Origin of the sequence: Cognataquiflexum nitidum, assembly GCF_022538055.1 — a bacterium.
Lineage (GTDB): Bacteria > Bacteroidota > Bacteroidia > Cytophagales > Cyclobacteriaceae > Cognataquiflexum > Cognataquiflexum nitidum.
In genome coordinates, this window is the sequence record NZ_JAKZAM010000041.1 from 1 (window position 1) to 13511 (window position 13511).

The window sequence follows — 13511 nt, forward strand, 5'->3', positions numbered from 1 at the left end:
TATACAAGTTAAACCGAAGATATTTTGGAGAAAACCTGTTTGACCGAATGATTATTGCTGCGGTTCATCCATACGTGCATTGAAGCGGATACACATATTATTTTTTTTTAAAATTTATAGTTTTGGATGTCTTAATATCATTTTGGCGGGAGTTGTTTTGCTAGGTGATTTTATTTGCTCAAATCAAAAGACAATCGATTTTGATATGATTTTAATAACCTAAAAACATTAGAAAATCAAATATAAAAAATTAATTCAAATCATTGTGTAAATTGTACATGATGAATTCAAATATTCAATATGCCAAAAAACAGACCATTAAATATGGACTTTGATAATAATGAAGTATTTCCCCAATTGTCCTTGGATTGTGTTATTTTCGGATTTCATGATGGAACATTGAAGGTGCTTTTATTGAAGTGGAAGGCTTCGGAATACTGGAGTCTGCCGGGAGGATGGATTTGGCAAAGGGAAGATATCGACGATGCTGCCATCCGGATTTTGCAAGAAAGGACAGGGCTAGACCATATTTTTTTGAGGCAATTTTACACTTTTGGAAAAACAAAAAGGTATGATAGCCAAGAACTTGCTAATATGCTTTCTTATATCATCGACCCTAAAGCATGGTTTGAAAGGACCATTTCCATCGGCTATTATGCGTTGGTGGATTATGCGGCTGTTTTTCCCAATCCCGATGATTTTACAGAAGAATGCAAGTGGTGGGATTTGGAAGTTGTTCCTGAATTGTTATTTGACCACAATGAGATTTTGAAAAAGGCTTTACATTCTTTGAGGTTAGAACTGAGTTACCAACCGGTAGGATATAATCTCCTCCCCGAAAAATTCACCATGCCTGAAATGATGAAAATGTATGAGGCCATTTTGGGAAGAAAAATTGATCCCCGAAATTTTCAAAAGAAAATCCTCCATTCAGGGATAGTCACCAAACTCGATGAAGTAAAGAAAGGAACGGCTCATAAATCACCTTATTTATACAAATTCGATCAGCAAAAGTATCAGGAAGTATTGGAAGATGGGGGCTTGTTTATTATGTGATAGGTGTGTCCTCAATGATGGCACTATACGGGATATCCAATTAATCCTTGTCTGCACACCTAATTTTCCGGTATATTCCTGCCTGACGACAGGCGGGGGTATTCCGACTTCGTCCTGCTATCGGAATGCTTGCCTACCTGTATGTGTCCTGACCAAAGAAGAATATAGGCTTACTTGCAAAGAAGCGAGTAGCTATTTTATTTGATATTATGTTATGGCATTGATTGGTAATTTTTTTAACTTGAAATAAAATCACCTAAAATGGCAGCTTCATTAGCCCGCATCCAAAAAACAGCCTATTCTCTGTTTATTATCGTGGTTGTCTTTTGGATTTTAAAAGTCGGCTCTTTTATAATCGTCCCCTTGGTATGGGGGATTTTCTTTGCGTTTTCTCTTTTCCCTGTCTCCAACTGGTTTGAAGAAAAAAGACTTCCTCGGGGATTGGCCATTACCTTAACCATTGTTTTGATTTCAGCTATTGCGCTTTTTATATTTTACACCTTGATCAATCAGGTGTTGGGTTTGATTTTGGATATTCCCGAAATCAGCGAATCATTCAACAATAAAATTTCGGCCTATTTTGCAGATTTGGGTGGAATGATTGGGATAGAAGGGAAAACCATGCCTGAAATCAGTAGTTTATTTACTCCTGAAAATATGAATGCAACACTGCTTGAAGCCGGAAAATCCCTTACTTTGGCAGGTATTGTTCCTTTATTTATTTTTTTGATGCTGTACTACACTGATTTTTTTATGGAGTTTCTCAAAAAAATTTCAGGAGAGAATAACAGTTCCATTTTGGTCTGGATTGATGATTCTGGAAAAGTCATTCAGTCCTATCTCGTAGGTATGACGATTGTGACCGGAATTGTATCTGTTATGTCAGGAGTGTTTTTTTACTTTATGGGGATCAAATACTATGTACTATTTGCGGTATTGATCGGAGTGATGAACCTTATTCCCTATGTAGGGGTAATCATCAGTTCGTTTTTGGTGGTGTTTTATGTGTTGTTGACTACAGATAGCCTCTTTTATCCGTTTTTTACGATGTTCGTGCTTTGGATCATACAGTTGACTGAAAACAATCTGATCACACCTTTGATAGTGGGGTCCAAAGTCAATGTCAACACGATGGTGGTAATTTTGGCAATCCTTATTGGGGGGAGTTTATGGGGGGTGTCCGGGATGATTCTTTTTATCCCTTTGATGGGGGTCTTAAAAATTACATTTGACAGAATTCCTTCTTTGGCTCCTTATGGCTATCTTTTGGGTGATAAATTTCCGGTAAATGAAAAAAACGAGAATTTTTGGAAGTTACTTTTGAGAAAAGTGAAAAACAAAAAAGAGGCTTAAAAGCCTCTTTTTTGTTTTTGTGCGCTTTGGAAGATTCAAGCTTCTAGATATAATAAAGTCCCCTCTTGAGGACAGTTTGCATACCAATGCTGCGCATCAATACTAATAAGTCGGGGTGGCAGGATTCGAACCTACGACCTCCACATCCCAAATGTGGCGCGATACCGGGCTACGCTACACCCCGAGCTAATTTCTACCTTTGTTTTAAATGATGAATTAAGAAGTGATCATCCAAATCTGATTCATTGATTACTAAGGTGTTGTATTTTTATAAAATTTCCCAAGTCACTTGTGACGTTGGATTCAAAACCTACTTTTGGTTAGAAGGCTCAAAAGTAATCATTAAATTGATTTTATAAACAGAAATGATGGGTATTTCAAAATAAAAATTTCTGGGCAGAATCCTTGGTCCTGCAAGTACACAGAGTTGACAGATAGAAGTGTTCGGCGCTCATTTGGGTTTAGAAAGGCGGAACCTCTAGGTGTAGTTTTTAACTACCATTTTCTGTTATACGATCCCGGACAGCTGTCGGGATGTAATTCATTTTTCCAAGAATTACCTTTCGTTTGGTTGGTAGAATAGGCCAATTGCATCCCGATGGCTCGTGGATGGAAGGAAAGAAGGGTGGAATTACAAATTCCACCAAGTCCTAGCATCAAGAGGCAAACTACACCTAGGTGTTAGGACGATGCGTTTAGAAATGATCCCTTTGGTTCCGATAGCTAGGAATTAGCCTTGGGTAAGAGGTAGGCAAATTATAACCATTCCTAGCATCCATCGTTAAAATACGCCGAGATGGAGGCAGAGAATACCCGGTTATCACATGGGATGTAGTTCACTTTATTTTGAGAATTAGACAATGATTGATGTAAAAAAAATAGTGATTGTAGTTTGTGCTTTCCTTTGTTTTGGGGTGGTCCATGCTCAGGATCTTAAAAAAAACAGCTTTGAGATTTCAGCTTTTAGAAATGCAGGTAATGATGGGCAAATTCCTGTAAGTAGCATGCATAATTACGGAATTAGTGTCAATTACAGCCGGTATTTTTTTAAAAGATGGAATGTAGGAGCAGGAGTGGGTTTTGGTGATTTTAATGGAAATGGTTACAATGGCCTTTTTGAGGAATTCTATGAATTTGCAAGTAACAGAAACTATACCCAATACCATATCCGGCTGGGATTTGAACCAATTCAAAAAGAAAAATTTGCTATAGGTATTCAAGCGGAATTTCTAAGGTTTTCCTACAATGGGATTTCAGGAATAACAATCGGAGGTCCAGGTCAGCCGGGAGATGATCCCCGTCGGGTTACTTTAGGAAGATCTCATGTCTCAGGTGGCTTCTTTGGGCCTTATGGAGTTTTCAACTTCTCTGAAAATTTCTTTTTGAGAGGAAATTATTTGATAGGTTTTCCGGTCCTGAATTATGATTGGAGTTGGAATAATGTGTCACTCGCTATAGGATATAGGTTTTGAGATAAAAAGTCTTATTCAAAACAGGGAAGGTGATTTTAAAGGATACATAAAAATGGCGGATGCAGGTGATAACTTCTCCTTTTGATTCGATTATCCTTCCAATTGCTTATGGAAGCTTGACATCTCTAAAAAATCAAAAAAGCCCGGAGCTAGACGCCGGGCTTTGTGGTTGCAGAGAGTGGGGGATTCGAACCCCCGGTACGGAATTACCCGTACGACAGTTTAGCAAACTGCTGGTTTAAGCCACTCACCCAACTCTCTGTTTGCTTTTTTTAAAGAGTTTAGTTTGAAACTCTTTCTATACTTTATCTTAAACTTAGGCTTTGTTTTTTGATTTAAGGAATGCAAATATAAATGATTATTCATTAGATAAACAAAACTGGATTGGCTTTATATATCCTATTGTTTTTAGGAATTGAAATTGAGAGAAATAAGGCTCTGACATTCAATAGGAAAAAAAATAATAGTTAAAATAAGTTTTAAATATATTTGGCAATTAAATTTAAAAAATCGAAAATTATTAGGTTTTATAGGGAGAAAGAGAGATAAGAATCAAGCTCTTTAAATCAAAAATAGACAAGGGTTAGGGGTCCGGTGAAATTAGCATTGAGCCTAAATCCGACTTTTATTTGGTTGGTAATAATTAGGTATTCAGCACAAAATCTTATTTTTTTTTAAAAAAATTCCTCACTTTTTTTATGTGGTTTCAATAGACGAATATGGTGTTTATGGTGGATTGTCTGGTTTTTGTAAGTTTAACCTAATATGTTGGTATCCAATTTTTTAATTCCTCTATATTTTGTGTTTAGCTTAATCATTATATTGCTACAATATTACAGGCCCTAGTCTTTCTCGCAAAAAAAACGGACTCACCCCCCGGTTTCGACTATTATGATTCACTCAAAAGAAATCAAGGAATTATTGTCTATTTCCCACAGGGAATCAAGTACCCTTTTGGTTTGTGTTTTGGACCTTGAGGGTGAGGTGGCACACTGCAATCCTGTTTTCCGGAAATTTTTCAGATTATCAGAAGCACAAAAACCTTATTTTTTGGAATTCTTTGATGAATTCCAAAAAACTGAAATAGAGCCTTTGATTTCTGATTTGATTGGAAAACCAAATGATATAGTCCGCTATACCCAAAGTTATTTCAACAGTTTGGTGTCATGGGAGTTTTCTTTTTTAAAAAATTCCGATGGAGATTTTTTGGGAATTCTTGGGATAGGTACTTTAAAACATGAGACAGAACAACTTTCAAATGAAATTGGAATTAAAGTAAATATTGAAACTGATATTTACATTCAGGTCAATAATGATTGGGAGGTACAGTTCGCTAATTTGGAAGCGGAGAATTTTTTTGAAAAATGTAGCGATAGTCTTAGGGACAAAAAAATATGGCAGGTTTTTCCTGATCCAAAAATTTATGAATACGCCCTTCATTTCAAGAAAGCCAAGGAATCAGGCAATATTACTGTCATTGATGATTTTATTTCTGAAAATGGGAAGTGGTATCAAATCATCATTTGTCCAAGGTCAAGCTGTATCGACATTTATTTCAAAGATGTGTCCGAAGTGCAGCTTATCCAAAGCGGGTCCCGTAGGCTGGATTCCACTTTGGAGACAATCCTCCATAATTCAGATCAGGGTTATGTTTTGATGAGTCAGGATTTGAGGATCATGAGATTCAATGAAATGGCCTCAAAACAGGTACAAGTATATTTGGGAAAGGCCCTTAAAGAAGGAGATAAGTTTCTCCATTTTTTGCTTCCCGGCATGGAAGGTAAGTTTTTGGCAAATCTTGAGGATATTATTGGGGGGAAGAATGTAAGCTTTGAACAATCAGTAAAATCGATTGGTACAGATGAGGGAAGGATATACAGGCATGATTTCTATCCGGTTACAAGTCCTGATAAAAAAATAATCGGATTTGTTTACAGCACCAAAGACATACATGATAGTCATGATGTTCTTACCAAACTTCTGAATCAAAATAATGTACTTAAGGAAATACTTTATTCGCAGTCGGTTGTGCTAAGGTCTCCTTTGTCTTCTATTTTGGGTTTGTTAGAATTGTTAGATAAAAAGCAACTAGACAGAGAAAATCAAAAATACCTTTCCTACCTCAAGGTTTTGGCGTATGACCTTGACCAGATAATCCGCAAAAACACCAAAACCATCAACGAATAAGATACATTTTGATTTGATTTCGCTTCAAAACAATTCCTTAAACAAGATGTTATTTGACTAAGAAGACCAAATGACTTAGGAAATGAAGGAAATACTCAAAGAAATCACAAGTGATAAAGACTGGAAGGTCGAAGAAGTAAGCTCAAATGGGAACGTAGAGAGCTTTTTGATCAAAGACGGTGTTTTTATCCGCAACAAAGGTAATTTAGTCAAAGTCAAATGGGTAGACATCCTGTGGCTCAAAGGTGATGGAAATTATACGACTTTAGTGACACGGACTCAGGTTTTTTCACTCAGGAATATCCTTAAAGAATTTGAATCAGTTCTTCCTACGGAAGAATTTTTTAGAATACACAAAAGCTACATTGTCCGGCTGGATGAAATCAAAAGTATCAATCCCAGGGAAGTGATGATTGGAAATGATTCCGTTCCGGTAGGCAGGACATACTTTCAAGACTTGATAAATGGGATCAAAAAGCTTGGTTCAAGTGGTGGGGATTGAAGTTTTCCTTTTCTCAATTTCCCCAGAGCAAACTACTATCCCCATAGCTCAAAAATCTATAATCATTATTTAAAGCTTCCGTATATATTTTTTTCCAATTCCCCTTGGTAAATGCAGCCACCAAAAGAATCAAAGTAGAGGATGGTTGGTGGAAATTGGTCACCAATGCATCGCAAACTTTGAAATCATAACCCGGCATGATCATTATTTCGGTAGAACCTGTAATTTCATTTAGGTCTTTTTGCTTCATAAACTCTAAAATCGCCCTGAAACTCTCTCTTCTATCGGGTAAACTTTCAAAATCAGAGTAAGGGTAAAGTTTGGGTATTTCAAATTTGGACTTTCCTTCAAGTACTAACATGACCCCATACCAATACAAACTTTCAAGAGACCTCATCGAGGTGGTTCCTACGGCAATGATTTTTCTATTTTGGCAGGCAAAATTTTCAATAGTTTCCAAGCTAAAAACCATCTGTTCGCTATGCATGGGATGTTCGGAGACATTTTCTTCCTTGATAGGCTGGAAAGTACCTGCGCTGACATGGAGTGTCAAAAACTCCTTTTTGACACCTTTTTCTTCCAGATTTTGAAGGACTGCATCAGTGAAATGAAGTCCGGCAGTAGGAGCAGCTACTGCCCCTTCTTTTTTGGAATAAACAGTTTGGTATCGGGTTCTGTCTTCGATTGTGGCTTTCCTGTTGAGATAGGGAGGAATCGGAACTTCCCCGGCTGCTTCGACAATAGCCACAAATGGGATATTATTTCCCGTCCAGGTGAATTCTACCTGTTTTTCTGATCTGTCAATCATCCGGGCGCTGATGATTTCTGTTTTTCCTTTAATTGTAATTTGTCCTTGAAGTATCCCGTTTTCTCTCCATTTTTTGAGGTTCCCTATAAAAGTTTCCCAGATGACAGAAGAGGAATTGACCATGACCTCGCTGATGACAGTACTTGGATGTAGGGGTTTCAAGAGAAAAATTTCAATTTTTGCTCCTGACTCCCGCTGAAAGACCAACCTTGCGGGGATTACTTTAGTATCGTTGAAAACCATCATGCTTCCCTCAGGAATGAAGTTTGGGATTTCAAAAAAGCGGTGATGGGAAATGTTACCGGCCTGATATTGGATCAACTTGGAATCGGCCCGGTTTTCAAGTGGAAATTTTGCTATTTTTTCTTCCGGAAGGGTATATTCGTAATCAGATAATTTAATATCCTGAATTGCTTTATGCTTTGTCATGGGGGATTAGGAGAATCAAAGCACAAATATATACCTAATGGAAGAAGTTTTAAAAGATATTCGGTTTTCATATCAGCCCCATTTGTTGAAATTCAGATTTGATGCGGGTACCTCCCGTGGGGTATTGAAAGACAAAACAACTTTCCTCATCAGTGCTTTATCTATTCAAAAACCCGGGATGACAGGATGGGGAGAAGCTGCTCCTTTACCCAAATTAAGCATTGATGATGTTGCGGATTTTGAAGAAGTGTTGTCGGAGATCTGCGGGAAACTTTCAGGATCCACCATTATTGGAAGTGAACAGGCAATACTGGAATGGGCAAAGAGCCATATTTCTGAAAGTTATCCGAGCATCCGCTTTGCTTTTGAAACAGCTTTGTTAGACCTCTTACATGGCGGCAAGAAAATGATTTTTGATACCCCTTTTTACAATTCGGGCCAGCCACTTCCTATTAATGGACTGATATGGATGGGGGAGAAGGGATTTATGCTTGATCAGATTGATAAGAAATTGGCTGAAGGATATTCTTGCATCAAAATGAAAATCGGGGCCATTGATTTTGGACAGGAGTGTGAGTTGCTTGCCTATATCAGAAAACAATACAGCGCTCAACGTGTCATCCTTAGAGTAGATGCGAATGGTGCATTTTCTCCTAAGGAGGCTTTGGATAAGCTGAAGATCTTAAGTGAATATGATCTGCATAGCATCGAGCAGCCTATCAGGCAAGGTCAGGTGAAGGAAATGAAGAGCCTTTGTACCACGACACTATTGCCTATCGCTTTGGATGAGGAGTTGATAGGAATTCATGATTTTAAGGATAAAAAGAAATTACTTGAAACCATCATGCCTCAATACATCATCCTGAAACCCACCTTGGTCGGTGGGATTGCTTCTTCTAGGGAATGGATCGCCTTGGCATCCGCCATGGAGATTGGTTGGTGGATGACTTCAGCTTTGGAGAGTAATGTCGGGTTAAATGCAATCGCACAGTTTACCTCAACTTATGATATTGTCCTTCCCCAAGGATTGGGAACAGGTCAGTTGTATCATAACAATTTTGATTCTCCTTTGAGGATAGAGAGAGGGGAGATTAAGTATGGTATTGGTGATTGGGGAATTTGAATTTTAGGAAAAAAACAAAAAAACCCCGATTGCTCGGGGTTAATTTCACTAGATGTCAATGGGTTGTATATAGATTAAACTACCTTTACATTCACTGCATTTAGGCCTTTTCTACCTTCTTTAAGGTCGAAAGTAACTTCGTCATCTTCTCTGATTTCGTCGATCAAACCAGTGATGTGAACGAAATACTCTTTAGAAGACTCATTGTCAACGATAAAACCGAATCCTTTGGACTCATTAAAAAACTTAACTTTTCCTGTGTTCATGATAAATTGTATTGAATTAATATTTCGTCAAATTTAAGGATACTTTTAACATATAAAACGAATGAGTTAAATTATTTTAAAAGTTTTTTAAATTATTTGCAAATATATTTAATTTTTTAGTGAAAAACATTCGGGTCCTTGATCCCCATTTAGTCTTTAATCCAATCCGAAGAGATAGACAGGCTTATTGAATTCCGTTTCTGCCCCTGTCTTTGAAAGCTTTCCTGTCTTTAAATTTCTTTCAAAAACAACGATAGTTCCCGAACCTTGGTTGGCCGCCAAAAGAAATTTCCCGTCACTTGTTATCACGAAATTCCTAGGTGTTTCTCCACCTGTATTTATTCTTTCCACAAAAGTCAATTCTCCGCCCTTTCCGGTTTCATATACGGTAATCTCATTAGCATCCCCTCTGTTGGATGCATACACAAATTTTGCGTCAGGAGAAATGCGTACCTCAGCAGCTCCGACATTTCCTTTAAACTCTGCACCTGTCAAAGGCAAAACCTGCATTTGTGTCATTTGGCCTGTATCATAACTGTAAACCCCAAGTTCGGCTGTCATTTCGTGGATCAGGTATACCGGGCTGCCGCTTGGATGGATGGCTAGATGTCTTGGACCTGCACCAGGTGATACTTCCAAGTATCCTGGATCTGAATTGTTAAAAGGGACTGCATAGGAAGGGTTGAAATCATAAAGGTGGATTTTATCTGTTCCCAAGTCACCCACAAGCAATTGCTTGCCATTTGGATGAAAGACCGTGCTGTGGACATGGGCTTTTTCCTGCCTTGCAGGATTAATGCTTTGGCCTTCGTGCTCATATGTCTGCACATGAGTAAGCATACCGTCTTTTACTCTATAAGCCGAAAAATTTCCTCCTGAATAATTTCCCACTACCAAGATATCCTCTTTTGCATCTAAGCTTAAGTAACATGGATGGTCTCCAAAGGTATCCTTGCTATCCAATAATTCCAGAGTGTTGTTTTGCCTGTCAAAATTGAAAGATTTCACTTTGCCCCCATTTTCTCCTCCGATTTCTTCTACCGCAAAAACCAATGTTTGTGCTTTGTTGCTGATCACAAAAGAGGGGTTGGAAACCCCTGCTGCCAAGATTTGGGTTTGGAGGGTATTATTTTCTGGATTGAATGTGAGCAAACCAATTCCTTGCACTTCAGAATCCGTATAAGCTCCCAAAAGGAAAGAATAGACAGGTTCGATTTTTTCTTCCTGAGGAGATTCATCGCAAGAATTGCTCATAATCATGATTGTAAGAAGGAGAAGTAAGGGGGCTATTTTTCTCATTTTCAGATATTGTTTTCTGATTTTTCAGGTTTGATAGCCGAATGGTGTTTTTCGCTATATAATTTATGTGTAACCGCATCATATTGGCCCTGAAGATCATCGGTTTTGGTTCCTTTCCATATAGGAGTCTTGGTAATGTAAGCAGCCCTGGCGAGCAGGTGTCCACCTATGCTTATGGTCAAAAACACAAATAAAATAATAGCAACAGCCCGTGTTGTCACTGAATAATCATTGAAAAAGAGAGCGGCAGAAACCAGAATCAAACTTATCCCCAAAGTGGATGCTTTGGCAGTAACAGATATGCGTAAGTAGACGTCAGGCTTTCTGAGCAAACCTATCGAGGAGGACAGGATAAACATTGCTCCAAACGTAGATAATAGCATGATAAGGATATCTTTCATTTTCTTTCTCTTTGTTCTAGGTAAAATGCATAGGCCGATGTACTCAAAAAAGCAATCAAAGCAAAAAGCATGGCAACATCCAGAAATGTACTTTGGATTGTTTGAATACTGTAAATGGAGATGATGCAGATTGAAATTAAAATCAACATATCCAAGGCAATGACCCTATCGGGGAGGCTTGGTCCTTTCAGAAACCTGATAAAGACCAAAATCACTGATAAACCGAGGATGGGTATGATTACCCAATTGAGATAGTCTTGTAGGCTCATCGCATTAATTCCAATAGTGGTTTTTCAAACTTTTGCTTGATATCGTTTATAAATTTGTCCTTGTTCAAAAGGTGCATCACGTGGACGTATATTACTTTTTTGTCATCGGAGACATCCATGATCAAGGTGCCTGGCGTCAGGGAAATAATATTTGATAAGATACTTATTTCAATATCTGTTTTGGCATCAAGAGGAACTTTGACTATTCCCGGTTCAAGTTTAGATTTCGGATAAAATGATTCCTTCAATGCTTGAAAATTGGCTTTGATGATTTCCAAAAGTATAAAGACTCCAAATCCAAACCATTTTGGTATGCCGGAGAAATACTTTCTTTCTTCTTTTTTGAAAGTGATGATCCACAAAATCCCGAAGCCTATAAAAAATCCAAATATGAAATTCTCTTCCGTAAGGGTTCCCGTGGCCATTACCCAAATGATGGCCAGGATTAGGTTGGTCAAAAACAGTGATTTTGTCATGGGTTTATGGTTTTAAGTCCCAATACTGCTTCAATATATCCTGAGGGATCCATCAGTTCTAAGGAGATTCTTTGGGATAGTAAAATGATGTTTTCAGCTCCAAATCCGATATAAAGTGAAATTCCTGATAACAACACGATAGGAAATACCATCAGCCATTGGTCGATTTTTGACATCTGAGGGAAATACAGACCATCAGCCTTTTTTGGTAAATCCGTACTGTTTTTCCAAAATACCTCTCCCCACAATCTTGCAATTACCCATAAGGTAAGAAAACTTCCCAAGACAATGAATCCTATCAATACATATTCTTTAGTGTCTAGGCCTGCCTGGATCAGGAATATTTTTGCCCAAAAACCTGAAAGAGGAGGAATCCCCACCAGGGAAAACAGAGGGATTGCCATCAAAAGCGAAAGGAGAGGATAGTTTTTGTACATGCCACCGAGTTGCCTGATATCTTGGGTTCCGTTGATTTTAAGGATTAATCCGGAAACCATAAATAGGTTTGTTTTCACAATGATGTCATGGATCAGGTAAAAAACAGTACCCATAATGGCCAATTCGGTATACATACCCAATCCTGCAATTAAGAAACCTATATGGCAAACAATCAGGTATCCAAAAATCTTTCCCATGTTTTGCTTTAGCAAGGCCCCCAATCCACCCGAAAGAATGGTAAGTGCGGCAAGAATGACCATAATATCTCCCATAAATTCATCTCCGCCAAACATCAAAGTAAATGTTCTCAGCATGGCATAGATCCCCAGTTTTGTCAGAAGCCCTGCGAAAATCGCAGAAACAGCAGGCGGTGGCGTGTGATAGGAGGCCGGTAACCAAAAGTACATCGGAAAGATAGCAGACTTGATACCAAAGGCAACCAAGAAAATCCCGGAGGTGACACTTACCAATCCACGGTTTTGGAGGCTATCCAATTTGATGGCAACATCGGCCATATTGAGCGAGCCGGTAAGGCCGTATATAAAACCAATTCCGATCAAAAACAGAGAGGATGCCAAGAGATTAAGCGAAACATATTTGAGCGCTCCCTCAAGCTGTTGTTTTTTTCCACCCAAAGTCAAAAGGACAAAGGAGGAAATGATGACAACCTCAAACCAAACATAGAGATTGAAAATATCTCCTGTAAGGAAAGCTCCCTGAAGTCCCATAATGAGAAGGTGAAGTATGGGAAAAAATCCAAACTCCAGCCTTTCCCTTCGCATACTTCCCGCTGAGAAAATTGAAACGGCAAGTCCTGCAATGGAGGACAATAAGACCATGGTCACTCCGAATATGTCAGCCACAAAGCTGATTCCAAAAGGTGCCTTCCAATCGCCCGATTGGGTGACTAAGATCCCATGTTCCCAGACCAACAGAAAAAGCCAGACGCTTATTCCCAATCCGAGGGTAGAGAATAAAATGCTAAGTACTTTTTGGACAGAGATTTTTCGCCAGAAAAACAACAAAATCGTCCCGGCGACAAATTGAAATATGATGGGCAATACTATCGTCGAATTACTCATATTTCCTCATCTGTTGAATTAAGTTCATCCAAATCATCAGTGTTGAGCACCTTGTATACCCTTTTGATCAAAATAATTGCAAAGGATTGAAGACCAAATCCAATTACAATTGCTGTCAAAACCAAGGCCTGCGGTACCGGATCCGCATAGATATCTGAAAAGACTTTCATTCCATCTTCGATCACAGGTGGATTTCCCTTTACCAATCTTCCCAAAAGAAAAATCAGAAGGTTGGCTCCGTTACCCAATAAAATCAATCCGATTATCATTTTGAACATACTCCTTCGCAGCAACATATACAGGCCGCCAGCATGAAGTAAACCAATGATGATGATAAGTAATATTTCCAT

At 38.4% G+C, this 13511-nt stretch carries 14 protein-coding genes and 2 tRNA genes; 6 read left to right on the plus strand and 10 right to left on the minus strand.

The features are described from left to right. Positions 1-300 precede the first annotated feature (300 nt). Positions 301-1056, plus strand: coding sequence for an NUDIX hydrolase (locus MMU07_RS19810; protein ID WP_241128348.1), 756 nt, complete (start codon positions 301-303; stop codon positions 1054-1056). A gap of 261 nt (positions 1057-1317) precedes the next feature. Then, positions 1318-2409: an AI-2E family transporter gene (locus tag MMU07_RS19815; RefSeq protein ID WP_241128349.1), complete on the plus strand. Its 1092-nt coding sequence runs from the start codon at positions 1318-1320 to the stop codon at positions 2407-2409. Positions 2410-2519: 110 nt separating this feature from the next. Here MMU07_RS19815 and MMU07_RS19820 read toward each other — a convergent pair. Beyond that, positions 2520-2593: transfer RNA gene (locus tag MMU07_RS19820), tRNA-Pro, on the minus strand. Positions 2594-3269: 676 nt separating this feature from the next. Here MMU07_RS19820 and MMU07_RS19825 point away from each other — a divergent pair. After that, positions 3270-3881 carry a hypothetical protein gene (locus tag MMU07_RS19825; RefSeq protein ID WP_241128350.1) on the plus strand — a complete coding sequence of 204 codons (612 nt, stop codon included), beginning with the start codon at positions 3270-3272 and terminating at the stop codon, positions 3879-3881. A gap of 172 nt (positions 3882-4053) precedes the next feature. Here MMU07_RS19825 and MMU07_RS19830 read toward each other — a convergent pair. Beyond that, positions 4054-4142, minus strand: a tRNA-Ser gene (locus MMU07_RS19830). A 630-nt stretch (positions 4143-4772) separates the two neighbouring features. Between MMU07_RS19830 and MMU07_RS19835 the strand changes: the two genes are divergently transcribed. Both MMU07_RS19835 and MMU07_RS19840 read left to right on the plus strand, forming a co-directional pair. Next, positions 4773-6068 (plus strand): hypothetical protein, encoded by a 1296-nt coding sequence (locus MMU07_RS19835; RefSeq protein ID WP_241128351.1) that lies wholly within the window; start codon positions 4773-4775, stop codon positions 6066-6068. Between the two features lie 82 nt (positions 6069-6150). Then, positions 6151-6570, plus strand: coding sequence for a LytR/AlgR family response regulator transcription factor (locus MMU07_RS19840; RefSeq protein WP_241128352.1), 420 nt, complete (start codon positions 6151-6153; stop codon positions 6568-6570). 13 nt (positions 6571-6583) lie between these two features. Here MMU07_RS19840 and MMU07_RS19845 read toward each other — a convergent pair whose 3' ends face one another. Then, complete coding sequence (locus MMU07_RS19845) at positions 6584-7807, minus strand: S-adenosylmethionine:tRNA ribosyltransferase-isomerase (protein ID WP_241128353.1); 1224 nt, start codon at positions 7805-7807, stop codon at positions 6584-6586. A gap of 37 nt (positions 7808-7844) precedes the next feature. Here MMU07_RS19845 and MMU07_RS19850 point away from each other — a divergent pair, with 37 nt between their 5' ends. Next, a complete protein-coding gene (locus MMU07_RS19850; protein ID WP_241128354.1) occupies positions 7845-8930 on the plus strand; it encodes an o-succinylbenzoate synthase in 1086 nt (361 codons plus the stop codon). 74 nt (positions 8931-9004) lie between these two features. Here the strand turns inward: MMU07_RS19850 and MMU07_RS19855 are convergent, their stop codons facing one another. The 7 genes from MMU07_RS19855 to MMU07_RS19885 form a co-directional block, all read right to left on the minus strand. After that, positions 9005-9196 carry a cold-shock protein gene (locus MMU07_RS19855; RefSeq protein WP_009032438.1) on the minus strand — a complete coding sequence of 64 codons (192 nt, stop codon included), beginning with the start codon at positions 9194-9196 and terminating at the stop codon, positions 9005-9007. Between the two features lie 156 nt (positions 9197-9352). Then, positions 9353-10495, minus strand: coding sequence for a lactonase family protein (locus MMU07_RS19860; protein ID WP_241128355.1), 1143 nt, complete (start codon positions 10493-10495; stop codon positions 9353-9355). A gap of 2 nt (positions 10496-10497) precedes the next feature. Next, a complete protein-coding gene (mnhG, locus tag MMU07_RS19865) occupies positions 10498-10896 on the minus strand; it encodes a monovalent cation/H(+) antiporter subunit G (protein WP_241128356.1) in 399 nt (132 codons plus the stop codon). Next, entirely contained in the window at positions 10893-11165 is a 273-nt protein-coding gene (locus tag MMU07_RS19870; protein ID WP_241128357.1) for a monovalent cation/H+ antiporter complex subunit F, read from the minus strand. The genes mnhG and MMU07_RS19870 overlap by 4 nt, the downstream gene beginning before the upstream one ends. Next, positions 11162-11641 (minus strand): Na+/H+ antiporter subunit E, encoded by a 480-nt coding sequence (locus MMU07_RS19875; protein WP_241128358.1) that lies wholly within the window; start codon positions 11639-11641, stop codon positions 11162-11164. Before MMU07_RS19875 ends, MMU07_RS19870 begins: the two co-directional genes overlap by 4 nt. Next, on the minus strand, positions 11638-13161 hold the full coding sequence (locus MMU07_RS19880; RefSeq protein ID WP_241128359.1) for a proton-conducting transporter transmembrane domain-containing protein: 1524 nt from the start codon (positions 13159-13161) through the stop codon (positions 11638-11640). Before MMU07_RS19880 ends, MMU07_RS19875 begins: the two co-directional genes overlap by 4 nt. Next, positions 13158-13511, minus strand: a complete 354-nt coding sequence (locus MMU07_RS19885) for a Na+/H+ antiporter subunit C (RefSeq protein WP_241128360.1) — start codon at positions 13509-13511, stop codon at positions 13158-13160. Before MMU07_RS19885 ends, MMU07_RS19880 begins: the two co-directional genes overlap by 4 nt.

Coding starts and splice junctions, on each gene's coding strand:
- MMU07_RS19810 (WP_241128348.1), top strand. CDS start 301: ATGCCAAAAAACAGACCATTAAATATGGACTTTGATAATAATGAAGTA.
- MMU07_RS19815 (WP_241128349.1), top strand. CDS start 1,318: ATGGCAGCTTCATTAGCCCGCATCCAAAAAACAGCCTATTCTCTGTTT.
- MMU07_RS19825 (WP_241128350.1), top strand. CDS start 3,270: ATGATTGATGTAAAAAAAATAGTGATTGTAGTTTGTGCTTTCCTTTGT.
- MMU07_RS19835 (WP_241128351.1), top strand. CDS start 4,773: ATGATTCACTCAAAAGAAATCAAGGAATTATTGTCTATTTCCCACAGG.
- MMU07_RS19840 (WP_241128352.1), top strand. CDS start 6,151: ATGAAGGAAATACTCAAAGAAATCACAAGTGATAAAGACTGGAAGGTC.
- MMU07_RS19845 (WP_241128353.1), bottom strand. CDS start 7,807: ATGACAAAGCATAAAGCAATTCAGGATATTAAATTATCTGATTACGAA.
- MMU07_RS19850 (WP_241128354.1), top strand. CDS start 7,845: ATGGAAGAAGTTTTAAAAGATATTCGGTTTTCATATCAGCCCCATTTG.
- MMU07_RS19855 (WP_009032438.1), bottom strand. CDS start 9,196: ATGAACACAGGAAAAGTTAAGTTTTTTAATGAGTCCAAAGGATTCGGT.
- MMU07_RS19860 (WP_241128355.1), bottom strand. CDS start 10,495: ATGAGAAAAATAGCCCCCTTACTTCTCCTTCTTACAATCATGATTATG.
- mnhG (WP_241128356.1), bottom strand. CDS start 10,896: ATGAAAGATATCCTTATCATGCTATTATCTACGTTTGGAGCAATGTTT.
- MMU07_RS19870 (WP_241128357.1), bottom strand. CDS start 11,165: ATGAGCCTACAAGACTATCTCAATTGGGTAATCATACCCATCCTCGGT.
- MMU07_RS19875 (WP_241128358.1), bottom strand. CDS start 11,641: ATGACAAAATCACTGTTTTTGACCAACCTAATCCTGGCCATCATTTGG.
- MMU07_RS19880 (WP_241128359.1), bottom strand. CDS start 13,161: ATGAGTAATTCGACGATAGTATTGCCCATCATATTTCAATTTGTCGCC.
- MMU07_RS19885 (WP_241128360.1), bottom strand. CDS start 13,511: ATGGAAATATTACTTATCATCATCATTGGTTTACTTCATGCTGGCGGC.